The 24,886-nt window shown below is 66.5% G+C and carries 24 protein-coding genes; 13 read left to right on the forward strand and 11 right to left on the reverse strand.

Annotated features, from left to right (window positions below; all coding sequences use genetic code 11):
* Positions 1 to 4 precede the first annotated feature (4 nt).
* Complete coding sequence (locus tag U5768_RS12300) at positions 5 to 1,108, forward strand: glycosyltransferase (protein ID WP_322030668.1); 1,104 nt, start codon at positions 5 to 7, stop codon at positions 1,106 to 1,108.
* A 295-nt stretch (positions 1,109 to 1,403) separates the two neighbouring features.
* On the forward strand, positions 1,404 to 1,859 hold the full coding sequence (locus U5768_RS12305) for a host attachment protein (protein ID WP_322030669.1): 456 nt from the start codon (positions 1,404 to 1,406) through the stop codon (positions 1,857 to 1,859).
* A gap of 34 nt (positions 1,860 to 1,893) precedes the next feature.
* Here U5768_RS12305 and U5768_RS12310 read toward each other — a convergent pair whose 3' ends face one another.
* Complete coding sequence (locus U5768_RS12310; protein ID WP_322030670.1) at positions 1,894 to 2,070, reverse strand: DUF1427 family protein; 177 nt, start codon at positions 2,068 to 2,070, stop codon at positions 1,894 to 1,896.
* A gap of 28 nt (positions 2,071 to 2,098) precedes the next feature.
* Positions 2,099 to 3,067, reverse strand: a complete 969-nt coding sequence (locus tag U5768_RS12315; protein WP_322030671.1) for a zinc-binding alcohol dehydrogenase family protein — start codon at positions 3,065 to 3,067, stop codon at positions 2,099 to 2,101.
* Positions 3,068 to 3,338: 271 nt separating this feature from the next.
* Between U5768_RS12315 and U5768_RS12320 the strand changes: the two genes are divergently transcribed.
* Entirely contained in the window at positions 3,339 to 4,442 is a 1,104-nt protein-coding gene (locus tag U5768_RS12320; protein WP_322030672.1) for an acyltransferase, read from the forward strand.
* 49 nt (positions 4,443 to 4,491) lie between these two features.
* Here U5768_RS12320 and U5768_RS12325 read toward each other — a convergent pair whose 3' ends face one another.
* Positions 4,492 to 5,379 carry an MBL fold metallo-hydrolase gene (locus U5768_RS12325; RefSeq protein ID WP_322030673.1) on the reverse strand — a complete coding sequence of 296 codons (888 nt, stop codon included), beginning with the start codon at positions 5,377 to 5,379 and terminating at the stop codon, positions 4,492 to 4,494.
* Between the two features lie 140 nt (positions 5,380 to 5,519).
* Here U5768_RS12325 and U5768_RS12330 point away from each other — a divergent pair, with 140 nt between their 5' ends.
* From U5768_RS12330 to U5768_RS12345, 4 genes are read left to right on the forward strand one after another with little or no spacing between them, the layout of a single operon-like run.
* Positions 5,520 to 5,855 carry a metalloregulator ArsR/SmtB family transcription factor gene (locus U5768_RS12330; protein ID WP_322030674.1) on the forward strand — a complete coding sequence of 112 codons (336 nt, stop codon included), beginning with the start codon at positions 5,520 to 5,522 and terminating at the stop codon, positions 5,853 to 5,855.
* Positions 5,852 to 6,298 carry a YeeE/YedE family protein gene (locus U5768_RS12335; RefSeq protein WP_322030675.1) on the forward strand — a complete coding sequence of 149 codons (447 nt, stop codon included), beginning with the start codon at positions 5,852 to 5,854 and terminating at the stop codon, positions 6,296 to 6,298. Before U5768_RS12330 ends, U5768_RS12335 begins: the two co-directional genes overlap by 4 nt.
* Positions 6,299 to 6,310: 12 nt before the next feature.
* A complete protein-coding gene (locus U5768_RS12340) occupies positions 6,311 to 6,733 on the forward strand; it encodes a DUF6691 family protein (protein WP_322030676.1) in 423 nt (140 codons plus the stop codon).
* 47 nt (positions 6,734 to 6,780) lie between these two features.
* Entirely contained in the window at positions 6,781 to 8,415 is a 1,635-nt protein-coding gene (locus U5768_RS12345) for a beta-lactamase hydrolase domain-containing protein (RefSeq protein ID WP_322030677.1), read from the forward strand.
* A 30-nt stretch (positions 8,416 to 8,445) separates the two neighbouring features.
* On the opposite strand, the gene U5768_RS12350 is transcribed toward U5768_RS12345, so the two are convergent.
* Positions 8,446 to 8,826: a DUF5594 family protein gene (locus U5768_RS12350; RefSeq protein WP_322030678.1), complete on the reverse strand. Its 381-nt coding sequence runs from the start codon at positions 8,824 to 8,826 to the stop codon at positions 8,446 to 8,448.
* Between the two features lie 170 nt (positions 8,827 to 8,996).
* Positions 8,997 to 9,884, reverse strand: coding sequence for an EamA family transporter RarD (gene rarD, locus U5768_RS12355; protein ID WP_322030679.1), 888 nt, complete (start codon positions 9,882 to 9,884; stop codon positions 8,997 to 8,999).
* A 267-nt stretch (positions 9,885 to 10,151) separates the two neighbouring features.
* Here rarD and U5768_RS12360 point away from each other — a divergent pair, with 267 nt between their 5' ends.
* Positions 10,152 to 10,940, forward strand: a complete 789-nt coding sequence (locus tag U5768_RS12360) for a sulfite exporter TauE/SafE family protein (protein ID WP_322030680.1) — start codon at positions 10,152 to 10,154, stop codon at positions 10,938 to 10,940.
* A 40-nt stretch (positions 10,941 to 10,980) separates the two neighbouring features.
* Here the strand turns inward: U5768_RS12360 and U5768_RS12365 are convergent, their stop codons facing one another.
* The gene (locus U5768_RS12365; protein ID WP_322030681.1) at positions 10,981 to 11,241 is read right to left on the reverse strand and encodes a hypothetical protein; all 261 of its coding nucleotides are present in this window, start codon (positions 11,239 to 11,241) and stop codon (positions 10,981 to 10,983) included.
* 245 nt (positions 11,242 to 11,486) lie between these two features.
* Positions 11,487 to 11,837 carry a BON domain-containing protein gene (locus tag U5768_RS12370; RefSeq protein ID WP_322030682.1) on the reverse strand — a complete coding sequence of 117 codons (351 nt, stop codon included), beginning with the start codon at positions 11,835 to 11,837 and terminating at the stop codon, positions 11,487 to 11,489.
* 543 nt (positions 11,838 to 12,380) lie between these two features.
* Here U5768_RS12370 and U5768_RS12375 point away from each other — a divergent pair.
* The 4 genes from U5768_RS12375 (at position 12,381) to U5768_RS12390 (ending at position 16,873) form a co-directional block, all read left to right on the forward strand.
* Positions 12,381 to 13,880, forward strand: a complete 1,500-nt coding sequence (locus U5768_RS12375; RefSeq protein ID WP_322030683.1) for a TAXI family TRAP transporter solute-binding subunit — start codon at positions 12,381 to 12,383, stop codon at positions 13,878 to 13,880.
* A gap of 79 nt (positions 13,881 to 13,959) precedes the next feature.
* Positions 13,960 to 14,625 (forward strand): 2-hydroxychromene-2-carboxylate isomerase, encoded by a 666-nt coding sequence (locus tag U5768_RS12380; RefSeq protein ID WP_322030684.1) that lies wholly within the window; start codon positions 13,960 to 13,962, stop codon positions 14,623 to 14,625.
* A gap of 150 nt (positions 14,626 to 14,775) precedes the next feature.
* The gene (locus U5768_RS12385) at positions 14,776 to 15,786 is read left to right on the forward strand and encodes a LysR family transcriptional regulator (RefSeq protein ID WP_322030685.1); all 1,011 of its coding nucleotides are present in this window, start codon (positions 14,776 to 14,778) and stop codon (positions 15,784 to 15,786) included.
* A 136-nt stretch (positions 15,787 to 15,922) separates the two neighbouring features.
* Positions 15,923 to 16,873, forward strand: coding sequence for a M23 family metallopeptidase (locus U5768_RS12390; RefSeq protein WP_322030686.1), 951 nt, complete (start codon positions 15,923 to 15,925; stop codon positions 16,871 to 16,873).
* Between the two features lie 14 nt (positions 16,874 to 16,887).
* Here the strand turns inward: U5768_RS12390 and xdhC are convergent, their stop codons facing one another.
* Genes xdhC through xdhA form a run of 3 tightly spaced genes read right to left on the reverse strand, consistent with a single transcriptional unit; the run spans position 16,888 to position 21,432 of the window.
* Positions 16,888 to 17,478 (reverse strand): xanthine dehydrogenase accessory protein XdhC, encoded by a 591-nt coding sequence (gene xdhC / locus U5768_RS12395; protein ID WP_322030687.1) that lies wholly within the window; start codon positions 17,476 to 17,478, stop codon positions 16,888 to 16,890.
* Positions 17,475 to 19,841: a xanthine dehydrogenase molybdopterin binding subunit gene (gene xdhB / locus U5768_RS12400; protein ID WP_322030688.1), complete on the reverse strand. Its 2,367-nt coding sequence runs from the start codon at positions 19,839 to 19,841 to the stop codon at positions 17,475 to 17,477. The genes xdhC and xdhB overlap by 4 nt, the downstream gene beginning before the upstream one ends.
* Before the next feature lie 40 nt (positions 19,842 to 19,881).
* Positions 19,882 to 21,432, reverse strand: coding sequence for a xanthine dehydrogenase small subunit (gene xdhA / locus U5768_RS12405; RefSeq protein ID WP_322030689.1), 1,551 nt, complete (start codon positions 21,430 to 21,432; stop codon positions 19,882 to 19,884).
* A gap of 443 nt (positions 21,433 to 21,875) precedes the next feature.
* On the opposite strand from xdhA, the gene U5768_RS12410 reads away from it, so the two are divergent.
* On the forward strand, positions 21,876 to 23,129 hold the full coding sequence (locus U5768_RS12410) for an MFS transporter (RefSeq protein WP_322030690.1): 1,254 nt from the start codon (positions 21,876 to 21,878) through the stop codon (positions 23,127 to 23,129).
* 83 nt (positions 23,130 to 23,212) lie between these two features.
* On the opposite strand, the gene U5768_RS12415 is transcribed toward U5768_RS12410, so the two are convergent.
* Positions 23,213 to 24,874 (reverse strand): bifunctional aspartate transaminase/aspartate 4-decarboxylase, encoded by a 1,662-nt coding sequence (locus tag U5768_RS12415; RefSeq protein ID WP_322030691.1) that lies wholly within the window; start codon positions 24,872 to 24,874, stop codon positions 23,213 to 23,215.
* Positions 24,875 to 24,886: the final 12 nt, after the last annotated feature.

The raw sequence follows: 24,886 nt of genomic DNA on the forward strand, positions 1-24,886 counted from the left end.
TTTCATGCTCAGTTTCGCCCTCGGCTTTCTCGTTTCCTTGCTGGTCACGCTGCTGATCGTGCGTTACGCGCATCTGCATGAACGGTTTTCCGTCGATTCCGATCTCGCGGGCGTGCAGAAATTTCACGTGCGGCCCGTGCCGCGCATCGGCGGAACGGGCATCCTGGCCGGGCTCATCGTGGCCGCCGCGCAGTTGCACGGGGCGTATCCGGCCGTCTCGGGCGGCATACTCGGCATTGTCGCTTGCGGGCTGCCCGCGTTCGCCTCGGGGCTGATCGAGGACCTCACCAAGCGCGTCTCGCCGCTTGCGCGCCTCATTTGCACGATGGCCGCCGCCGCGCTCGCGTTCTGGTTCCTCGGCATCGCGGTCACGCGAATCAGCGTGCCGCCGCTCGACTTCCTGCTTTCCTACGCGCCGATTTCATTCGTCATCACCGTGCTCGCGGTCGCGGCGCTCGCCAACGCGATCAACATCATCGACGGCTTCAACGGCCTCGCCTCGATGGTCGCGTTCATGATGTTCGCCTCGCTCGCCTACGTGGCTTTCCAGGTGCACGATCCCGTGGTGCTCTCCGCGTCGTTCATCATGATGGGCGCGGTGCTGGGCTTTTTCATGTGGAATTTCCCGGCGGGGCTGATCTTCCTTGGCGACGGCGGCGCGTATTTCATCGGCTTCATGCTCGCCGAACTGTCGATCCTGCTCGTCATGCGCAACCGCGACGTCTCGGCGTGGTATCCGGTGCTGCTCTTCATGTATCCGATCTTCGAGACCTGCTTCTCGATCTACCGGAAGAAGTTCGTGCGCGGCATGTCGCCCGGCATTCCCGACGGCGTGCACCTGCACATGCTCGTCTACAAGCGTCTCATGCGCTGGGTGGTGGGCGCGCGCAACGCCCGCGAACTCACGCGGCGCAATTCGCTCACGTCGCCGTACCTGTGGCTGCTCTGCCTGATCGCCGTGATTCCCGCCACGCTGTTCTGGCGCCACACGCTGCACCTGTTCTGTTTCGTCGTGCTGTTCGCGCTGACCTACGTGTGGCTCTACGTGAGCATCGTGCGTTTTCGCTCGCCCAAGTGGCTTGTGGTGCGCAGGACGCGCAAGCGCTGAAAACGGCGGATGACGGCCAGGCGGCGCGCTCGCGCCGTCTCGCCGCATGCGGCCCCGTTTCGCTTCGAAAGACGGTTTGAGGGGCAGGCGACGGCCGCGCGCGGCTCGCGCTCCCCACGCTTCGCGCTCGGCGCGAATGCCAGTGACCCCGCCAGCGGGCCGCCTGCAAGGGCGGCGGCACTTCCCGTGCCGTGCGGCGCGAAGCGCGCTACCCTTGATGTTCACGCCGCGTGGCGCGAGTCCACTCAACCGCCCGGCAGCCGCAGGCGCCGGGCGCCATGGCAGGGAGTCGAACATGTCGAAAACGATCTGGATTGTCGTCGCCAACCGCGTGACCGCGCGCATTTTCGCCGCAGAAAGCCCGCTGGGCGCCATCGACGAGGTCGAAACCCTGCTGCATCTTCAGGGCCGCATGACGGACGAGAACCTCGTGACCGACAAACCGGGGCGGACCACCGACCGCGTCGGCTTCGGGCGCAGCGCCACCGATCCCGACACCAGCCAGCACGACCACGAAGCCACCGTGTTCGCGGCGGAAATCGCGGCGACGCTCGCGAAGGCCCGCAACGACGCACGCTACGGCACGCTCGTGCTCGCGGCGCCGCCCGCGTTCCTCGGCGTGCTGCGCAAGGCGATCGACGCGCAAACGCGCAGCCTCGTCACGCTCGAACTCGACAAGGATCTGGCCGCGCTCGACGCGCGGGCCCTGCGCGCGCGTCTGCCCGAGCGGCTCGTGCGGGCCGAGGCGTAAGCCGGAGGTACACGGTGAGCGAGGAACGCCCCGCTCACCCCACGAGATGCGCAACACAAGCGCGCACAAAGCCGACGGCATTCTCGCCCGCCAGCATGCCGAGCAGCCCGACGAGCGCGATGGTCGGCGGCGCGGGCGATTTGACGTGCAGCACGTTGTAGAGCAGCCCCGCGAGCGCGCCGACCGCGAACGACACCAGATACCCCTTCATCGTCATCTCCCGTTCGTTCGTGGGGCGCTTACGCCATGTCGATCACGACGCGCCCGGGCGTGCCCGCCGCCACCGCCTCGTAGGCTTCGCGCGCACGCGCGAGCGGAAAATGCGCGGCCACCACGGGCGGCTCGAACTGGCCCGCGTCGAACGCCTGCGCAATCGCGTGCATGAGCGGCGCGGATTCGGCCACGCCGAGCTTCGCGCTATCGGCGCCCAGCAACTGCGTTTCGTTGTGGTAGAAGTCGATGAGATCGAATTCCACGCGCCGCTTGCCCGTTGCGCTGATTTCGACCACGCGGCCGCGCCGCTTCGCAAGCGACAGTGCCAGTTCGAACGCCACGCCGCCCACGGCGTCGTAGACCACGTCCGCGCCCGCGCCGCCGGTTAGCTCGCGTACGCGTTCGGCCGTGCGCTCGTTCATGGGCACGAAGGCGTCGATGAGACGCGCGGCCGGCGAACCGGCCAGCGGCGCCTCGCGGCCCACGCCGATCACGCGCGCGCCGCGCGCCTTCGCGATCTGCGTGACCGCGCCGCCCACCCCGCCCGACACGCCAGTCACGGCGATCGTTTCGTCCCTGGCGAGACGCGCGTAATCGACGACGCCGAGCCACGCCACGACAAAGTTCACGCCGATCGACGCCGCCTGCGCGTGCGAGAGCGCCGCGGGCTTGCGCGCGAGCGCGGCCACGGGCACCTCGATGAACTCGGCATGCGTGCCGTCGCGCGTGAAGCCGATGTCGCCGCCCGTTCCCCACACCTCGGCGCCGAGCCACGCTTCGGGGCCCGCCACCACGACGCCGCTGAAGTCGCGCCCAGGCACCCGCGGCGGTACCGTATGCTCGAAATGGCCGGAGACGTTTTTCACGTCGCTCGGGTTGACCGAGGCGGCGTACACCTGCACGAGCGCGCTGCCCGCGCCGGGCGCGGGCGTCGGCAGATCGACGTACTCGAGCACTTCCGGCTTGCCGAATGTTTTGAACTGAATGGCTTTCATATCGCGACTCCGTGGAATCCGCTTTCGCGCCACTGCGTGCGCGAAAGCGGTATTGGACTGGAAGTCAATGTAATGTGCTGCGGCCCGGTTGTGCGGACAGAGACTTTCGAATTTCGGACAAGCTCAATTCGCTTTAACTAATTGCTGACTTCTGTACGGCCGCACACAAAAATACGTATCCGCATACTTTTCGACAATGTCAGAATAGCCGCGCAAATACAGTGCATTCATTCCGGCCGCCACTGGCGAACGCGCAGACCGCGCATCCACCATGCAAAAGCTCACGTCCCTTACCGTGCTGCGCGCGGTTGCAGCGATAACGGTCATCTTCTTTCACATCATGTCGCCCACCGGACATACGTTCGGTGAATTCGGCGTGGACATATTCTTTGTGATAAGCGGTTTCGTCATCGCGCTCGTGCTGGACAATCCCGAACTGACTACACAGCGCTTTCTCGCGGACCGCATTGCGCGCATCGTGCCGCTCTACTGGGTGCTGACGTTCGGCGTATTCGCCGGCGCGCTCGTCGCGCCCGCGTTGTTGAATTCGACCACAGCGGACCCTGGCAATCTGCTGAAGTCGCTGTTCTTCATTCCCTATCGCAAGGAAAGCGGCCAGATATTTCCGATGTTGTTCGTCGGCTGGACGCTGAATTACGAAATGCTGTTTTACGCGGCCACAGCCGTTTCGCTGGTGCTGGTGCGCCGCCACCGCCTGCTGTTCACGTCCGTGGTGATCCTTGCGATCTTTTGTGCGGCGAAGGCGTCCCGCTCGCACGGCGTGTTTGCCGCGTTCTACACGAACGAGCGCATGTTCGAATTCCCGCTCGGTTTCGTGGCGTACCGGTTCTGGAAATTCGGTATCCCGATCAAGCCGACGCTTGCCGGGTGCATCGCGCTGGCCGCTTATGCATGGATGGCCTTTATCAACTGGCACGACCTTTCCAATGCGCCGTTGCTCTTTTACGGTCTTCCGGCTTTCGTGCTGATTGTCAGCACACTGAGTCTCGAATCGGCGATGGGCTCGGGGCCGATGACTCGCGCCGCGATATTCATCGGCAACGCGAGCTATGCCATCTACCTGAGCCATCCCTACTGCGTGGAAGCCGCGCGAAAGCTGCTGCCGGGCGCGATCAACGGCTTCGACCCGACGGCTCCGCTCGGGGTGATCCTCACGATGATCGTCGCTACGGCGATGGGCGCCGCGCTCTACCAGTTCGTCGACTGGCCGCTGCACAGACGCGCCCGTCGTCTGCTGCACCGCGCACCGACCGTTGCGCCGCGCAGAGCCCCTCTCGCCCAGGCGTGCCGCCCTGGCACGATTACCCGGCGAGAACCGGCCGGTCGCGTTCCGGTCAACGAGGACGCGCACTGAATAGCGACGCGCGCGTTCCCTGGCGGCACGCGATCCTTCAATGCGCGTTTCAAAGCGCGTCAACCGGAATCTTCAGATACCGCACGCCGTTGGCTTCGGGCTCCGGCATGCGGCCCGCGCGGATATTCACCTGGATCGACGGCAGGATCAGGTTCGGCATGGCGAGCGTGCGGTCGCGCGCGGTGCGCATCTGCACGAACGCCTCCTCGCTCACTGTGTCGTTCAGGTGGATGTTGCCGCTGCGCTGCGCGCTCACCGTGGTCTCGAAGCAGGGTGCGCGGGAAGCCGGCGGATAGTCGTGGCACATGAAGAGACGTGTGTCGCCCGGCAGGTCGAGCAGCTTGCGCGCCGAGCGGTAGAGCGTGTGGGCGTCGCCGCCCGGGAAGTCGCAGCGCGCCGAGCCCACGTCGGGCATGAAGAGCGTGTCGCCCACGAACACGGCATTGCCGATCCGGTACGCGAGGTCGGCGGGCGTGTGGCCGGGCACGTGCAGCGCGCGCGCCTCCAGGGCGCCGACCTGGAACGTCTCGCCGTCCCGGAAAAGCACGTCGAACTGGCTGCCGTCCGGCTCGAGCGTTTCGCCCAGATTGAACACCGCGCGAAACACGCCCTGCACCGCGCGAATATGCTCGCCGATGGCAATGCGCCCGCCCAGTTGAGCCTTCAGATACGGCGCCGATGAAAGATGATCGGCGTGTGCGTGCGTTTCCAGCAGCCACTCGACGCGCAGTTCGTATTCGCGCACGAATGCGATCACGCGGTCCGCGGACTCGGTGGAAGTGCGGCCCGATCTGGGATCGTAGTCGAGCACCGGGTCGACGATCGCGCACGCCGTGCCGCGCCCCGCATGCACAACGTAGGTGACCGTGGCCGTGACGGGGTCGAAAAAAGGCTCGACGATCGGTTCGGATGTGTGTGGCTGGACAGGGATGGACATGAGCGGCTCCGCGAAAATATCCCTCTATTGAAACACATATTATTAATTTATATAATGTTTTCAGGGAAAGTATAATGCGACCATTCGCCCTCTTTCGCCCTGTCACTTCGGCCGTTTAACCTCGTCCAGCGAGGCGACCCATGAACTCACCCCTCACCCCCGAAGCGCTCTCAGCCCTGCGCGAATCCGCCGAAAAATGCTGCGCGCTGCTCAAGGCGCTGGCGCACGAAGACCGTCTGCTGCTGCTTTGCCAGCTCACCGAAGGCGAGCGCAACGTCGGCGAGCTGGAGGAGCTGGTGGGCGTGCATCAGCCAAGCCTTTCGCAGCATCTCGGCAAGCTGCGCGACGAAGGTCTCGTCGATACGCGCCGCGAGGGCAAATACATCTACTACCGCCTCGCGAGCCCCGAGGTCATCCAGGTCATGCAGACGCTGTCGAGCCTGTATTGCGGGCGCCTGAAGGCGCAAGCAGCGTGAACCTCGACCTCACCCACTTCACGCCCTACGCGTCGTTTGCGGGCGGCCTCATGATCGGCGCGGCCGTCGCGCTCTTCGTGCTCGTGAATGGCCGCATCGCCGGCATCAGCGGCTTGCTGGGCGGGCTGTTGAGCGGATCGCGGCCGGGCGCGGGCGGCGAGCGCGGCGTGAACGCCGCGTTCGTCATCGGGCTCGTGGCCGCGCCGTTGCTCTGGCGGCTGCGCATGGCGCTGCCGGCCATGCATATCGATGCGTCCGCGCTCACGCTCGCCGTGGCGGGCCTGCTGGTCGGCGTGGGCACGCGTTACGGGTCGGGCTGCACGAGCGGCCACGGCGTGTGCGGAATCGCGCGCGGCTCGCGGCGCTCGTTCGTCGCCACGGGCGCGTTCATGGCGGCGGGCTTCGCCACCGTGTTCGCCGTGCGTCATCTGACTGGAATCTGACTGGAGGCCGGGATGCGAAAACTCAGTGCGTTCGTGTGCGGCCTGCTGTTCGGTCTCGGCTTGCTCGTCTCGGGCATGGCCAATCCGGCCAAGGTGCTCGGCTTTCTCGATCTCGCCGGTAACTGGGACCCCTCGCTTGCCTTCGTGATGGCGGGCGCCGTCGCGCTCGCCGCACCCGCGTTCCGGCTCGCGCGCACGCGCGCGTCGAGCCTCGCCGGCGCGCCCATTCAACTGCCTGCGTCGCGGCGCATCGACGCCCGGCTGGTCGGCGGCGCCCTGCTGTTCGGCGCGGGCTGGGGACTCGCGGGCTTCTGCCCCGGCCCCGCGCTCGTCGCGGCGGGCGCCGGAGAGCCGCGCGCCTGGCTCTTCGTCGCCGCCATGCTCGCGGGCATGGCGATTTACGCCGTACTGGAGTCGCGCCGCCGCCCGCAATAAATCATCTCCATCCGTACTACGCCGCATCAGCCTCGGGATCCAACGCCATGCAAATCACTCAACACGACGCGCGCTTCGCGAGCGCCGACCAGATCACGCCCGACGACCTCGCCGCCATCCACGCCGCGGGCTATCGCTCGATCGTCTGCAACCGGCCCGATGGCGAAGGCGGCGAAGCGCAACCCACGGCGCAGGCGCTGCGCGACGCCGCCTCGCAGTTCGGCCTGCAGTTCGCGTATCTGCCGGTGAAGCCCGGCCAGATCACCGCCGAGGCCGCCGCGCAGTTCGCCCAGTTGCTCGTCGATCTGCCCGGCCCCGTGCTTGCGTACTGCCGCAGCGGCAACCGCGCGGCGAGCCTCTACCGGCTCGCGCATCAAGGCGCGCCGGCGCAAGCGTCGCAAGCCACTAATGCCGCTAATGCCACCAATGCCGCCCGCGCCGCGACGGCCGCCTGCGCATGGGAAGGCGAAACCTGGGACGTCGTCGTGATCGGCGGCGGCACGGCGGGCATTTGCGTCACCGCGAGCCTGTTGCGCCGCGAGCCGAACCTGAAGATCGCCGTGGTCGAGCCGAGCGATCATCACGACTATCAGCCGGCCTGGACGCTGGTCGGCGGCGGCGCCTACGACGTGACGAAAACGCGCCGCCCCATGGCGAGCGTCATGCCTGCGGGCGTGAAGTGGCTGCGCACGGCGGCCACGCGCGTCGAGCCGGATGCGAACGTCGTGCAGCTCGAGAACGGCGAGCGCGTGGCCTACCGCCAGCTCATCGTGGCGCCGGGGCTGCGGCTCGCGTGGGAGCGCATTGCAGGCCTCGCGGAAACGCTCGGCAAGAACGGCGTGACCTCGAACTATCGCTATGACCTCGCGCCGTACACGTGGCAGCTCGTGCAGCAGATGAAGGGCGGCACCGCGCTCTTCAGCCAGCCCGGCATGCCGATCAAGTGCGCGGGCGCGCCGCAAAAGGCCATGTATCTCGCGTGCGATCACTGGCGCCGCGAAGGCGTGCTCGGCAAGATCGGCGTGGAATTCAATCTTGCCGGCCCAGTGCTGTTCGGCGTGCCGACTTTCGTGCCGCCGCTCATGGAGTACGTGAAACGCTACAACGCGAACCTCGCGTTCTCGTCGAATCTCGTGGCCGTCGATGGCCCGGCGCGTATCGCCACGTTCGAAGTGAAGGATGCAAACGGCAACGTCACGCGCGTCGAGAAGCGCTTCGACATGCTGCACGCCGTGCCGCCGCAGGTCGCGCCCGACTTCATCCGCGACAGCCAGCTCGCCGACGAAACCGGCTGGTGCGAGGTGGATCACGCCACGCTTCAGCACCTGCGCTATCCGAACGTGTTCTCGCTCGGCGACGTGTGCTCCGCGCCGAACGCCAAGACCGGCGCGGCCGCGCGCAAGCAGGCCGTGATCGTGGCCGGGAACCTGCTCGCCGCGCGCGCGGGAGCGCCGCTGCCCTGGCGCTACGACGGCTACGGATCGTGCCCGCTGACCGTGGAAAAGGGCAAGGTCGTGCTCGCCGAATTCGGTTATGGCGGACGCCTGTTGCCCACCTTCCCGCTCGACCCCACGCGGCCGCGCCGCCTCATGTGGCTGCTCAAGGCGAACGTGCTGCCGGGCTTCTACTGGTGGGGCATGCTCAAGGGCCGCGAGTGGCTCACGCGCGCCGCGCGCGGCTGATGAAGCGAACGGGATTCGAGGGCCGCTGGATCAGCCCTCGAAATCGAGCCCGCCGAGCAGCACTTCGGGCTCGCGCTGCGTGCGCGAAGCAAAATCGATCGCGCGCGCCGACTCCCACGACGCCAGCTTGCGCCCCGTCGCTGCGAGGTAATGCTCGAAGCGCGCTTCGCCGCCGGGCTCCATCAGACTCTCGATCTCCTCGGTGTCCCACGTCAGCGAGACGTTCAGCGGATATCCATAGGGATGACGGTGCTCGTTCGCGAGCCCGCGCAGACGCACGCGCGTAGGATGGCCGTGTCCGGCGTTGGGCACGATGTCGACGTGCACCGACGCTCCGAACTGTTTCGCCAGCTTCGCCGCAATGCGCGGCGCGAATTCGGCTTCGAACCGGCGAAGGGCTTCGATACTCATGCGCGGGGCTCTCCACGGAGGGTTGGCTGCGGGCCAGAGCGCCGCGGGCGCGACCGTATCGCTACTGAACCGCGACCGACTCGCGCGACCGTACTGCGCACTGTGCTGGCATCCTACCGCGCCGTCGGCCTGTCGGCCAATGTCCGACAGCGCATCGCCGCCCAGCCGGCTCACGCCGCCCGGCGCTCGCGCGAGGCTGCAAGGCTGCGCACGCCCTCGAGCGAATACACGCCGAGCGCGACCCAGATCGCGCCATAACCCACGGCGCGCACCGCGCCGAACGGCTCGCCGTAGATGAGCACGCCAGTGAGCAACTGCAGCGTGGGCGTGACGTACTGGATCAGACCGAGCATCGAGAGCGGAATGCGCCGCGCGGCCGCGCCGAAGAGGAGCAGCGGGATCGCCGTGATCGGGCCGGACGCCGCGAGCAGCACTTGCAGCCCGCGCGAGGCATGCGTGAAATGGCTCTCGCCCGCGAGCCCCACGATCGTCAGATAGACGATCGCAACCGGAAAGAGCAGCACCGTTTCGAGCGCGAGGCCCTCCAGCGCGCCGAGCTGCGCCGTCTTGCGCAGGAGCCCATAGCCGCCGAAGGTCACGGCGAGCGCGAGACTGATCCACGGCGGCGCGCCGTTCTGCCACGTGAGCCATATCACGCCCGCGGCGGCCAGCGCCACGGCGGCCCATTGCAGGGCGCGCAGGCGCTCGCGCAAAAACGCATAGCCGAACAGCACGTTGATGAGCGGATTGATGAAATAGCCCAGGCTCGCCTCGACGATGTGCCCGGCGTTGACGGCCCAGATATAGGTGCCCCAATTGGCCGACAGCAGCACGGCGCTCGCCGCGAATCGCCCGAGCAGGCGCCGGTCGCGCAGCACGGGCCCGAACCAGCGCCAGTGGCGGCGCGCGACGAGCACGGCGGCCACGAACAGCAGCGACCATGCCATGCGGTGCGCGAGCATTTCGAGCGCGGGAATCTGGTGCAGCGACTTGAAGTAGATGGGGAAGAGCCCCCAGAGAACGAATGCAGCGAACGCGTAGAGGATGCCGTGATTCATGTTCGATTGGTTAGGGTGACGCCAGTCCCGCGCGGCGCTGTCCGGCATGGGCTCGCGCGAGAACGGGTCCGTGCGAAGGCAACCGAAAGCCACTGGAAACGCGCGCGATTTGGCTCAACCCTGCGCCAGGGCGCCGGTTTTGCGACAATAGCGGATTTTCGCCGCCAGCCCTGGCCGTTGTCCAGCCTGACGCGCCGCTTACGGCGCGCGCTGTTCTCGACGCAGCAGGCAACGGCGTAGCCCAATGAACCGGCCTCCTCGCGCGCGATGTCCTTCCCCCATATCGATCTGCTGTATTCGCTGTCCGGCCTGTTCGTCGGATTTCTGGTCGGCCTGACCGGCGTGGGCGGCGGCTCGCTGATGACGCCGATCCTCGTCCTCGTCTTCAACGTGCATCCCGCCACGGCGGTCGGCACCGACCTGCTCTACGCGGCCGCGACCAAATCGGCGGGCACCCTCGTGCACGGGCTCAAGGGTTCGGTGGACTGGCGAGTGACGCTGCGGCTCGCGGCCGGCAGCGTGCCCGCCGCGACGCTCACGCTGATCATGCTGCACCGCTATGGCATGGACACGCCGCGCGCGGGGCATCTGATCCAGGCCGTGCTGGGCGTGGCGCTCCTCATCACGGCGGTGGCGCTCATCTTCCGGCCGCAGCTCGCGGCGTTCGCCGCGCGTCACCGCCACGGGCCGGGCGAAGCGCGCACGCTCTTTTTCACGATCCTCACCGGCGCGGTGCTCGGCGTGCTCGTCTCGCTCACCTCGGTGGGCGCGGGCGCCATCGGCGTGACCGTATTGCTGCTGCTCTATCCGGCGCTGCCCACGGTGCGCATCGTCGGCTCCGACGTCGCGCACGCCGTGCCGCTCACGCTCCTCGCGGGCGCGGGCCACTGGCTGCTCGGCTCGATCGACTGGCACATGCTGCTTTCGCTCTTGTGCGGCTCGCTGCCCGGCATCGCCATCGGCAGCCTGCTTTCTTCGAAGGCGCCCGAAAGGCTGCTGCGCGTGCTGCTCGCCGCGACGCTCACGCTCGTGGGCGTGCGGCTAGTGCTCTCCTGAACCGAAGGCGCCGCTGTGCGCGTGCGTCCGGCGTACGCGCTCAGGCGTGAGGCGCCTGGCGAAAAAACCTCCCGTTGAGATCGACCTCGAACTGACGCAGCCACTGGCCGCGCGCATCGATGCGATACGCCTGCGCCCAGGCGCCGCGCCGCACGATCAGCATGTCGCCGTGGTTCGGGTCGTTCGGATCGGCTTCGCCGCGAATATCGAACTGCATGGGTGCGAAGCCGTGCCGCGCACAGGCCAGCTCGAAGGCCGCCCGGTCGACGAGCGGCAAGTCGGTATAGGTATGGATGGTCATGGCGATTTCCTGCTTGCCAGCAATGAGGCCGCGCTCGACCCCGGAAAGACGCGCGATACCCACGGTATACCCCCAAAGGCGGGAAAACTGTGTGTCAAACTACACTTTGGCGGCTGCGGTGCAGCATGACGCGAGTTGCCTGGCGGCCGCCTTCCGCGCGCATAAAAAAAGTCCGGCCTGCGAAGGCCGGACTTTTTTCCTTCCGCTTGCCGCAAGCGCCCTGTTACCAAGGCGCGCGACAGCGTTTATTGCTGCATGACCGTCAACTTGTTCGTGACCGACTTCACGCCTGCCACGCCCTGCGCAACCTGGCCGGCCTTGTCGATCTGGCCCTGGTCGGGCACCGTGCCGGACAGCGTCACCGCGCCACCGCGCGAGCGCACGGCAATGTTCGAAACGTCGACGCCCTGGGTCTTCGAGAGCGCCTTGCGCACCGTATAGCCCAGCTTGCGGTCGGTCTTCTTGGCCGACGTCGCCGGCGCAGCCGTCGTAGCAGCGGGTGCGCTCGCCGAGTCGTCTTGCGCGTAGGAGGCGCTGCAAGCCACCGACAGGCACAGTGCCGCGCCCAGCATCTTCAGAATAGCGATCGATTTCATGTTTTCTCCTTGTGTCTTCGCATTGTTGCGGGTTGTTGCCTGAAATAGGACCGCCTCCCTTGCCGGCGGACAGCGCGCAGGCCGCCCGTCAGTCATGGTCTGACGGCTTCGTTACCACTACCGATGACAGCGCACGGCGCGCAATGCGCGCGTACGCGGCCAGGGTCTGGACGCGATGCGAGAGGCAAGGATGAAGGACGTCGAATTACCACTGCTTGTTAAACCCGCCCGGACAGGTCTGCGCCTGTTTCCTGTTTGTTATGCATGTCGTGCGTTGATACGCGACGCGAGGCGCAGCAGGCGAATCACAATTTAGCCTGGCCGCGTCACAAGCGCAAAGAGTTTAGCGCAGGCGCATGGGGCATGCGCCCAGGGCGTGCCGCGAGGCACGCGAGCATGCCGCCGCAACGCCGATTCTCATGTACCATCGGCTCCACAGAGCCCGCGCGGCGCGCGCGGCCGAGCCCATCCGGCGCGAGCGCCGGACCCGACGCGGACCCGACCCGCACTTCTTTCGAACCACCCGAGGCCCGCCTTACCCCGATGAAGTTCCGCACCGGCCGCAAACCTCCTCCCCGTCTCGTCGCGCGCTTCGTGGCGATTTCGTGGCGCGACCTGGCAGTCACGTTCGGCCCCATCCTGCTCGTGAGCGCGGCGGCCATCTGGCTCGCGGTGCGTCTCATCCAGCCCGCGCCGCCCAACACGCTCGCCATGAGCGCCGGGCCCAAGGGCAGCACCTTCTGGAATGCCGCGCAAAAGTACAAGGCCATCCTCGCGCGCAACAACATCACGCTGAACGTGCTCGAATCGGAAGGCTCGGCGCAGAACCTGCAGCGTCTCGCCGATCCCAACGCGAACGTCGACGTCGCGTTCGTGCAGGACGGCCTCGCGAGCAACGTGCCTGGCGGCCTGGTCTCGCTCGGCAGCGTGGCTTACGTGCCGCTCGCGGTGTTCTATCGCGGTCCCGTCGCCACGCGCCTTTCGCAGTTTGAAGGCCAGCGCATCGCCATCGGCGCCGAGGGCAGCGGCACGCGCGAGCTTGCGCTCACGCTGCTCAAGGCCAACGGCATCGAACCCGGCGGCGCGACGAAACTCCTGCCGCTTTCCGGCGACGACGCTGCGCGCGAACTCGTGGCAGGCAAGCTCGACGTCGCCATTCTCGCGGGCGACTCCGCGCAGCCGCCCGTCATGGGCCGCCTCATGCGCATGCCGGGCATACGCTTTTTCGACTTCACCCAGGCCGAGGCCTACGCGCGCCGCTTTCCGTTCCTCACGGCCATCACGATCCCGATGGGCGCGTTCGACTTCGGCCGCAACCTGCCGGCGGCGCCGCTGCATTTCATCGCGCCCACGGCCGAGCTGGTCGCGCGCGATTCGCTCCATCCCGCGCTCTCCGACCTCCTGATCGAAGCAGCCAAGGAAGTGCACGGCCGCTCCACGCTGCTGCAGCGCGCCGGCGAATTCCCCGCGCCGCGGGCCCAAGACTTCCCGATCAGCGCCGACGCCGCGCGCTACTACAAGTCGGGCAAGAGCTTCCTCTACCGCGTGCTGCCCTTCTGGGTGGCGAGTCTCGCGGACCGGCTCGTGGTGCTGCTCGTGCCGATCATCGTCGTGCTGATTCCGGGCCTGCGGATCGTGCCTTCGCTCTACGCCTGGCGGGTAAAATCGCGCATCTACCGCTGGTACGGCTCGCTCATCGCACTCGAGCGCGCCGCGATGGCCGACAACTCGCCCACCGAGCGCCGCGCGCTGATCCGCCAGCTCGACAAGATCGAGGAATCGGTGAACGGCATGAAAATGCCGCTCGCCTACGCCGAACAGTTCTACGTGCTGCGCGAACACATCGGCTTCGTGCGCGCGCGCCTGTCTGAAACGCGCGAGGCGCCGGACGCAGGCGCGAGTACCGACGAAGAGCAGACAGCGGAAAGCGCCGAAGAGGCGCACGCGCCGCAAGGCACGAGCAACGACGCAGGCACAGCGGGTACAGAGGCGAGCCATGCAGACGAAAGCGGCAGCAACGAAACAGGCGAGCGCACGCATTAGCGCCGCTGCACGCATTTTGAACCGAACAATGGGCCATGCAGGCAATGGCCCGGATATCGCCCAAGAGCGGAGGAACAGCATGATCGACGGCATCGACGCCAGCAAGCCGGCCTGGTTTTACGACTTCGTGTCGCCGTTTTCGTATCTGTTGCTGGAACAGCACGAGAAATGGCCCGGCTTCGACTTCGTGCCGACGCCCGTGCTGCTGTCCGAGCTATACCGCCACTGGGGCCAGCCGTTCAGTTCCGCGGTGCCGGCCAAGCGCGTCTTCACCTACCGGCACGCGCTCTTTCGCGCCGAACAGCTCGGCATTCCGTTCAAGATGCCGCCCGCCCACCCGTTCGATTCGGTCAGGCCCATGCTGCTTGCCATCGCCGCGGGCGGCGACCTCGCGTGCGTGCGCGAGATCTTCCGTTTCATCTGGCGCGAGGGGCGCGACCCGTCGAGCGACGAGGGCTTCGAGCAGCTTTGCGAGCGCGTGGGCATCGCGCACGGCGAGTCGCTGATCGAGGAAGAAGCCGTGCGCGCGCAGTTGCGCCGCAACACCAACGACGCCATCTCGATGGGCGTGTTCGGCGTGCCGACGTTCTGGATGAACAAGCAGCTCTTCTGGGGCGAGGACGCCTTGCCGATGGTGCTGTACTGCGCGCGCAGCCCGAACTGGCTCGACTCGCGCGAGGTCAAGCGCATCAGCTCGCTGCCTTCGGGGCTCGCGAAGCCGGTGACGAAGCCGGTTACGGAGTAAGCGGCAACGCGCCCGGCGCGCCTTTCTGATCCCCGTCATGCCGCGCAGCCTATGGCGGTGACGCGCGCGCCGGCTTATGGTTATGGGTGAACGCGTGCGCGCGCAGGTCTTATCGCTCAATCGCGCACGTGCCTTAGCCCGCCACGCCCCATGGACGACGATAACGCCCTCACCCTCGACATCTGGCTGGTGCGCGTGCTGCGCACGCTGCTGGTCGAGCGCAGCGTCACGCAGGCCGCGCTGCGCCTGAACCAGACGCAACCCGCCATCAGCACGGCGCTGCGCCGGCTGCGCGAGATCCTGGGCGATCCGATTCTCGTGCGCGGCAAGGCCGGCATGGTGCCGACCGAATATGGCGAGTCGCTGCTGCAGCACGCGCAGCGCGTGCTGCGCGACGTGGAGTTCGTGGCCACGCCGCACGGCGACTTCGACCCGGAGCGCTCGAAGCGCACGTTCCGCGTCGCCGCGCCCGACTATCTCAACGACTTCTTCATGCCGACGCTGATCGCCCGCTTTCGGGAGACGGCGCCCGCCGCGCGGCTGGAGATTCTCTCGCTCTCGCCCACGCTCGACCACCACGGCGCGCTGGACGCGGGCGAACTCGACATCGTGATCGGCAACTGGCCGAAGCCCGAGCCGCGGTTCGCGCGCAGCGATCTGTTCTCCGACAAGGTGGTCTGCATGATGCGCGCGGATCATCCGCTCGCGCGCCGCGAACTCACGCGCGAGGCGTATCTCGCCGCGCCCCATCTCGCGCCGACGCCCTACACGGGCGCGCATGCCAGCGCGATCGATCTAGGCTTCGCGAAGGCGAAGGCCGAGCGCCGCATCGTCGCGACGCTGCCCTACTTCGGGCTCGTGCCGCAGGTCTTGCTGCAATCGGATCTGATCTTCACGACGACGCGGCGCTTCGCGCAGCATTACGCGAAGCTCATGCCGATTGCCGTGGTGGAGACGCCCATCGCGTTTGCGCGCATTCACTGCTATCAGATGTGGCATCCGCAGCCCGACCGGCCGAGCGACGTGGGATGGCTGCGCGGATTGATCGACGAGGTGTCGCGCACGCTGACGGCCGAGCGGCGGCCGAAGCGCCCGGCGGCGAACCGGTCGGCTCCCGCGGCGGACCGCGAGACGCCCACGCCGCCCGTCGAGGCTGCCTGAAGCCGCCTGAAGCTGCCGGAAGCTACCTGAAGCGGACACGATCAGATTAGAACCCTTTCGATATAAGCCGCACGCGTCCTGGCCCACCATCTCAATATTGATTGGATATTGACTGCAAGCCAGCGTGGAGAGATCGATGGGGCCCGTTTTCCGTATGCCGCAAGGCAGGTTTCGCGTGATCATTGCGTGCGCCGCGGCCGTCTTCGCGCTTGCGACCGGTTTCGCAACCGGCCGTCTCACCAGCGCGTATTCATCGACGCCCCGGACTGGCGCCGATGCAATGGCCAACGAGCGCCACGCCACAACAGGCGCAATCGGGCGTTCGACCGCCGCTAACGCCTCACTCGATACGCGTATCGCCCGGCTGAGCGGCCAACTCGCTGCGCTGGATCAGTTCGACCAACGCATGCGGGCCCAGCCGCCGCGCGGGACGGCCGGTGAAATCACCCTCGCCGCCGCGCGCCCGCACGATGGCGCAGACGCAAACACAGACGCAAAGGGCGGCCCCGAACTCGGGCCGCGCAAGTGCCTCGACGCGTCAACGGCACGTGCGAACGCGACGCCCGGCGACGACGAGTACGACTGTGTATCGGCGACGCTCTCGGCGCTCGAACAGGCGACTGCGGAGCACGAGGCGGCCTGGCGGGCGTATCCCGGTCGCCGCCCGATCAGCGGCGGACGCGATGGCTCGCCGTTCGGCAATCGCATCGATCCGTTCACGCACCGCATGAGCTTTCATCCCGGTATCGATCTGGTCGCGCCCGCCGGCACGCCCATTTTTGCCGCGGCGTCCGGCCGCGTCGTCTTTGCGGGCCCGAAGGCGGGATATGGCAACGCGGTCGAGATCGACCACGGCAACGGCTTCGTCACGCGCTACGGGCACGCCTCGAAAATCGACGTGCGCGTGGGCCAGATCGTGCAGCCGCACGAACACATCGCCGACGTGGGCACCACCGGACGCTCAACGGGGCCGCACCTGCACTTCGAGGTCCTTGTCGCCGGGCGCGCGGTCGATCCGGCCGCGTATCTCGCGCTCTTTGCCGCTCCGCTCGATGCGGGGCTCACACCGCATGGTCAGGACGCCTGAGCAAAGGCGCAGCATCAAACCCTTTCGAGCGCCACCGTCCTCGTCACAGCCGGGCGCTGCGCCACCCGCATCTGCATGAGTTGAGCGGCCACGGCCACCGCAATCGACGAAGGCGCCTTGTCGACGATACCCGTCACGCCGATCGGGCACGTCATCTCGTCCATGCGCCGCGCGTCCACGCCGCGCTCCATGAGCCGCCGCTCGAACTTCACGCGCTTCGTTTTCGAGCCGATCAGGCCGAACCAGGCGAAATCGCGCCGTCGCATGATGCGCTCGGTCAGTTCGAAATCGAGCGCGTGGTTGTGCGTCATCACGAGAAAATAGGCGCCCGCCGGCGCTTCGTCCACGATGGCCGCGGGCGTGTCCGTCGCTTCGACCTGCACGTTGGCGGGCACTTCGTCGGGAAACAGTTCGTCGCGCTCGTCCACCCACTGCACGACGCACGGCAGCATGCCGAGCAGCGTGACGAGCGCGTGGCCCACGTGGCCCGCTCCGAACAGCACGATGTGCATCGGGCCGTAGTGTGGGACCGGCGTGCTGCGGCGGCCGACGATCACGCGTCCTGCCTCGTCGACGCGCACGCAATGTTCAGGATGCCGATTCATTTTGCGGCCCCCGCGCGCGCCATGGTCCGCACCGCGCGCACGCCCTTGAGGATTTCCTCGGCGGTGGCCGGCGCGTTCATCGGCGGATTGAAGCGGTAGTCGGCCACGCTCGCGACGGCGTCGCGAATCGCGAAGAACACCGAGAACGGCAGCAACAGCGGCGGCTCGCCCACGGCCTTCGAGCGGTGAATGCTGTCCTCCGCGTTGCGGTTCTTGAAGAGCCGCACGTTAAATTCGGCGGGCGTGTCGTTCACGGTCGGAATCTTGTAGGTGGATGGCGCGTGCGTCATGAGCTTGCCGTCCGGCTTCCACCACAGTTCTTCCGTGGTGAGCCAGCCCATGCCCTGGATGAAGCCGCCTTCCACCTGGCCCACGTCGAGCGCCGGGTTCAGCGACGCGCCCACGTCGTGCAGCGCATCGGCGCGCAGCACGCGCATTTCGCCCGTGAGCGTGTCGATCACGACTTCCGATACCGCCGCGCCGTACGAGTAGTAGTAGAACGGCCGCCCGCGCAGCGCCGCCTGATCCCAGTACAGCTTGGGCGTGGTGTAGAAGCCATCGGACCAGAGTTGCACACGCGCGAGATAGGCCTTCGAAACCAGCGTCTCGAACGGCACGATCGTCTCCCCCACGATCACGGAGTCGTTGGCAAAGATCACGTCCGCAGCCGTGATGTCGCCCTTGCCGTACGTCGTCGCCGCCAGTGTGGCGAGGCGCACGCGCAACTGGCGCGCGGCGTCCTGCGCGGCCTTGCCGTTCAGGTCGGTGCCCGTGGATGCGGCCGTGGCGGACGTGTTCGCGACCTTGCTCGTGTCCGTTGCGGTCACGCGCACGCGGCCGAACTCGATGCCCAGTTCCTGCGCCACGACCTGCGCGACCTTAGTGTTCAACCCCTGGCCCATTTCGGTGCCGCCGTGGTTCACGAGCACGGAGCCATCGGTGTAGATGTGAACGAGCGCGCCCGCCTGGTTGAAGTGCGTGACGTTGAACGCAATGCCGAACTTCACGGGCGTAAGCGCAATGCCCTTCTTGAGCACCTCGTTGTTCGCATTGAATTCGCGGATCGCGGCGCGGCGCGCGCGGTAGCCGCTCGTTTCCACCAGCTCGTCGATCAGTTCGTGAATGACGTTGTCCTCGACGACCTGGCCGTACGGCGTCTCGTTGTTCTGCGTCTTGCCGTAAAGATTGCGGCGGCGCACGTCGAGCGAATCGAGGCCGAGCGAGCGCGCCACGTCGTCCATGATGTATTCGATCGCGAACGCGCCCTGCGGGCCGCCGAAGCCGCGAAACGCCGTGTTCGACTGCGTGTTGGTCTTGCCGCAGAAACCGGCGATCGACACGTCGGGCAGCCAGTAGGCGTTGTCGAAGTGGCAGACGGCGCGCGTCATCACCGGGCCCGAGAGGTCCGCGGAAAAGCCGCAGCGCGAGGTCATGTCCACGCTCACGCCTTCTATCGTGCCCTGATCGTCGTAGCCCACCTCGTACGTGTAGTGGAAATCGTGACGCTTGCCCGTGACCATCATGTCGTCGTCGCGGTCCGGGCGCAGCTTCACGGGGCACAGCAGCTTCCATGCGGCGAGCGCCGCGCAGCACGCGAAGAGGCCCGACTGCGATTCCTTGCCGCCGAAGCCGCCGCCCATGCGGCGGCATTCCACGAGCACGTTGTGCGAGGCGACGCCCAGCACGTGCGCCACCAGATGCTGCATCTCGCTCGGGTGCTGCGTGGAGCACCACACGTGCATGCCGTCGTCGTCTTTAGGCACCGCGTAGGCAATCTGGCCTTCGAGGTAGAACTGTTCCTGGCCGCCCAGCAGCATCTCGCCTTCATGACGATGCGCGGCACGAGCAGCCCGCGTGGACGCCTCGCCACGCGCGAGTTTCATCGGCGGCAGCACGGATTGATTGGCGGCGCGCGCCTGCTGCGCCGTGAGCACGGCGGGCAGCTCTTCGTACTGCACTTCGGCGCGGCGCGCGGCGAGGCGCGCGGTATCGTGCGACGTGGCCACGACGATGAACATGGGCTGTCCCACGTACTGCACGACGCCGTCGGCGAGCACCGGATCGTCGTGGATGATCGGGCCGCAGTCGTTCACGCCGGGGATGTCCTCGGCCGTAAGCACCGCCACGACGCCCGGCGTCGCCCGCACTTTGGCGAGGTCCATCGACACGATGCGCGCGTGCGGCTTCTGCGAGAGTCCGAGCGCGGCGTGCAGCGTGCCGGCAACGACCGGAATGTCGTCGGTGTAAGTGGCGCGGCCGCTCACATGCAGATGCGCCGATTCGTGCGGCCGCGATACGTGCACTTGCGCGAAGGGCTCGCGCGCCTTGAGTTCGTCCAGGAACGGTTCGGCTTGCTGGTTCATTGTTTCGTTCTCCGTATTTCTCTTCCGGTTCCTGAATGTCTCAAGCCGTTTCGGCGGCTACGTTGCGCACGTTGAGCGCTTGCGGCGCAAGCGGATTGTGCGCGCGCGTTTCGAGCCAGAAACGGTACAGCGTGTTCTTCGCGGCTTCGAGACGGTACTCGCTCGTCGCGCGCATGTCGGAAAGCGGCGCGTAGTCCTGGCCCAGCGCGATCATCGCGGCCTGCGCGGTAGCCTCGTGCCATTGAGCGTCGGCGAGCACGGCTTCGGCGTGGGTCGCGCGCTTCGGCGTCGCGGCCATGCCGCCGAAGGCGATGCGAGGCTCGCGGATCGTGTCGCCATCGGCGATATAGGAGAAAGCGGCACACACCGCCGAGATGTCCGAGTCGAAGCGCTTCGAGACCTTGTAGGTGCGAAAGCGCAGGTTCGCGCGCGCGCCGGTGCGCGTGGGCACCTTGAGCGCGAGCACGAATTCGTGCTCGGCCATGTCCTTCTTCTGGTAGGCGAGATAAAGCTCTTCGAGCGGCATTTCGCGCTCGGTGTCGCCGCCGCGCAGCACCACGCGCGCGCCGAGCGCGATCAGGCCCGGCATCGAGTCGCCGATGGGCGAGCCGTTCGCCACGTTGCCGCCGATGGTGCCCGCATTGCGAATGGGCAGCGACGCGAAGCGCTGCCACATCTCTTCGAGTTCCGGGTAATGCTTCGCGAGTTCCGCATAGCCGCGCTCGACGCTCACGCCCGCGCCGATCTCGATGAACGCGGGGTTCACGTCGATTTTGCGCATCGCGTCGACCTGGCCCACGTAGACGATGTCGCCGAGTTCGCGCATCTGCTTCGTGACCCACAGGCCGATGTCGGTGCTGCCCGCGAGAATGCGCGTGTTCGGGCGCGCGGCCTTGATGGCGGCGAGCGACTCGACGGTGCGCGGCGCGTCGTAGTGCTGGCCACGGTTTTCGTAGTGGAACGTGTCCTTGCGCTCAAGCGTGGCGAGGGTTTGGGCGAGCGCCTTGACGTCGAGGGGCTGCTTCGGCGCGCCGGCCTGGAACATTTGCTCGGCCGCGTCGAGGATCGGCCGGTAGCCCGTGCAGCGGCACAGATTGCCCGTGAGCGCATTGGCGATCTCGTCGCGCGACGGCACGCTGCAGGCGCCCTTGCCCGCACACGCGCTTCGGCCCGCCTGGTCCGCGTGACCCGCGTGCTCGTGGCCATGTTTTTCGTACAGCGCCCACATCGACATCACAAAGCCGGGCGTGCAGAATCCGCACTGCGAACCGTGGCAATCGACCATGGCCTGCTGCACGGGGTGCAGCGAGCCGTCGGGCTGGCGCAGGTCTTCGACGGTAAAGAGCGCACGGCCGTCGAGCGTGGGCAAAAACTGGATGCAGGCATTGACCGCCTTGAAGCTCACGCCGCCCGCTTCGTCGCGCTCGCCCACCACGACGGTACAGGCGCCGCAATCGCCTTCCGCGCAGCCTTCCTTGGTGCCGGTGCAGCGCGCGTCTTCGCGCAGGTACTGGAGAACGGTGCGAGTGACGCCCGCGTCGCTGACTTCGCGAATCGCGTTGCGGTGATAAAAGCGGATCGGCTGGCTCATGGTTTCTGGCTCGTCGTGGGAGGCGGCTCGCAAAAGGCGTATGCCGCTCGAGTGGACGATTCGAAAACTATCACCGCCAATATTGGCAACCCATAGCGGGAGGTGCATGGGGGATATATCGTTGAATCGATAAATTGGCGTGCTGCGGTGCGTTCGCGCTTATGTTGATGTGTCTCGATCGCGCGATTTCTTTGCGGATTTGTGAGTATCGGACATCATTCGCTCATGCCAACGATTAGACGAATTGGGGCGTTCGCCTCAAATTCGGGCAACGTCGCCCAATGCCACGGGAACTTCGCAAACACCCAATCGCACGCAAAACCCCTCATAACCGCCGAAAACCGCGCGTTCCGCGCGCTGGAACAGCTTTTCAATTTCTGCATAAAAACCGGTTCCATGGGACAATTGCGCCTTTCCCGCCGTTTTCCATCCGCGTTTTCCCCATGTCTGCTGATTTGCCGCTCAGGCGCAACGCCGCATCGACGACCCTGCAGATCATTCCGGTCGTCTTTTTCACCTTCCTCTGTTATCTGACGATCGGCATTCCGCTCGCGGTGCTCCCCGGTTACGTCCACAACGACCTCGGTTTCAGCACTGTGGTGGCGGGCGCCGCGATCAGCGTGCAGTACATCGCCACGCTTTGCTCGCGCGCGCTCGCGGGCCGCTCGGCGGACACGCTCGGTCCCAAGAAAACTGTGACGATCGGCCTGACGATCTGCGGCGCGAGCGGCGTGCTGCTGTTGCTTGGCACGCTCGTCGATCACTGGCCGGCGCTCTCGCTCGCGCTGCTGGTGGTGAGCCGCCTGCTGCTCGGCTGCGGCGAAAGCCTCTGCGGCACGGGCGCGATTCTCTGGGGTATCGGCCGTGTGGGCACCGCGCACAACGCGAAGGTGATCTCGTGGAACGGCATCGCCACTTACGGCGCGCTCGCGATCGGCGCGCCGCTCGGCGTGGTGATGGCGCACGCCATCGGCTACTGGATGCTCGGCGTTTCCGTCGTCGCGATGGCCGCGCTCGGCTTCTGGCTCGCCCGCCCCATCGCGCCGGTGCCGGTCGTGCACGGCGAGCGCATGTCGTATCGCAGCGTGTTCACGCGCGTGCTGCCGCATGGCATCGGCCTCGCGCTCGGCTCGGCGGGCTTTGGCTCCATCGCCACGTTCATCACGCTGTTCTACGCCGCGCGCCACTGGCCCAACGCGGCCTTCACGCTCACTGTGTTCGGTCTGATGTTCATCGGCGCGCGCCTGTTGTTCGCCAATACGATCAAACGCTTCGGCGGCTTTCGCGTCGCGATCGCTTCATTCTCGTTCGAATGCGCGGGCCTGCTGCTGCTGTGGCTCGCGCCCACGCCGCAAGTCGCGCTCGCGGGCGCGGCGCTCACGGGCTTTGGCTTCGCGCTCGTGTTCCCGGCGCTCGGCGTCGAGGCGGTCGGGCTCGTACCGCCCGCCAGCCGCGGCGCGGCGCTTTCGGCGTACTCGGTGTTCCTCGACCTCTCGCTGGGCATTACCGGCCCGCTCGCGGGCTATGTGGCGAACCTGTTCGGGTACGGGTCGGTGTTTCTCTTCGCGGCCATCGCGGCGGCTTGCGCCGTGGCGCTTTCTGTTTCGCTTCATCGCAAGAGCGTGCGCGCGCACGCCGCGCAAGGCGCAAGCGCTGCAAGCGGCGCCAGCGCCCCCGCCGGGCAACACGTCGAATAAAAAAAACCGCACCCGGCCAACCACGCCGGATGCGGCCCGGACTTCAGACAGCCTCACAACGGGCGGCTGCGCGCCGCCTGCGCTCACTTCTGCACTGCAGCCGTATCGATCTTCTTGCCGGTCGCCTCGTTATAGCGCTGCACGTACGCCTCGGTCAGCCTGGCCACCGCACGGCCGATCTTGCGGTAATCCGACTCGTTGAGGTTCGCGAGCGACACGCGGCCCGACGGATGCGCCGTGCCAAAGCCTTTCCCCGGCAGCAACACGACCCGCGCCTCGGCCGCTAGCTGGAACAACAGTTCGTTCGGCTTCACCTGCTTAAGCAGCCAGTCGACGAAATCCCGTCCGAAGCGCTTCTCGCCCAGGTACTCCATATCGAGAATCGTGTAGTAGTCGACCTGGTTCGGATCGTCTTCGTCGTAAGTCGCGCCCATGGCTTCGAAAAGCGCGCGCTTGCGGCTGCGAATCAGGCGCTTGAGCGCATTCTTGTATGCGTCGGGGGTATCCATCAGCGAGAACAGCGAGAACAACACCATCTGCACCTGTTGCGGCGTGGAGAGACCCGCCGTGTGATTGAGCGCAACGGTGCGGCTGTCCGCCACCAGACGGTCGATGAACTTGAGGTTGTCCGGGTCCGTCGTGATCGACTCGTAGCGGTGGTGCAGTTCTTTCTTCTCTTCCTTCGGCAGCTTTGCGAGCAGATGATCGAGGACGTTGTCGCGGTGCGTCGCGATGGCGCCCAGACGCCAGCCGGTCGCTCCAAAGTATTTTGAATAGGAGTACACGAGAATCGTGTTCTTCGGCGCGAGCGCGAAGAGCGAGACGAAGTTGTCGGCGAAGGTGCCGTACACGTCGTCGGTGAGGAAGATGAGATCCGGGCGCTCCTTGACGATCTCGGCAATGTATTCGAGGCTCGCGTCGTCGAGCTTCACGGAAGGCGGGTTGCTCGGGTTCACGAGGAAGAACGCCTTCACCTTCGGGTCGCGCAACTTGTCGAGTTCTTTCTTCGAGTACTGCCAGTTGTTCTCCACCGTGGCGTTCATATGCACCACGTTCAGCTCGTAGTCGTTGAGCTCGGGAATCTCGATGTAGGGCGTAAAGATCGGCATGCCGAGCGCAATCGTGTCGCCCTTCTTGATCAGGAAGTTCTCGCGCATCGTGTTGAAGATGTACGTCATGGCCGCCGTGCCGCCTTCCACGGCGAACACGTCGAACTCGCCGACGAACGGATGCTTGCCGATCATCTCGCGGCGCAGATACTGGCCAACGATGATCTCCGAAAGCTTGAGCATGCGGTCCGGCACCGGGTAATTACAGGCCAGAATGCCTTCGCACATCTCATAGAGGAAGTCGCCCGCCGAGAGGCCCAGTTGGTCGCGCACGTATGAAACCGCACCGCCGATGAAATCGATGCCGGCCTGGCCCTTGTTCTCACGCAGGAACTGATCGAAGCGCTCGACAATGCCGGGGCGCTGCGGGAAGCCGCCCACGCCTTCGGGCATGTAGGCGAACGAGCGCTCCGATTCGCGCATGGCGAAGAGGCCCAGTTGCCAGAAGCCATGGCGCGGAATGGTGGCGAGGAAGTTGGGGTTGCCGCGGCCCGCGTTGAGCATCGAGAGATTGGCCGGGCGCTCGGCCGCGCCGCCGCCGGCGGCCTTGATGAGTTCGTCCTTCAGTTCGAACGGGCTCAGTGCATCGAGACCCGACTTTTCCTTCGTGCCGTTACCCTTCGCTTTCGTTGCCATGGTGTTCTCCAT

The organism is Paraburkholderia sp. J76 (genome assembly GCF_905220295.1).
GTDB lineage: Bacteria > Pseudomonadota > Gammaproteobacteria > Burkholderiales > Burkholderiaceae > Paraburkholderia.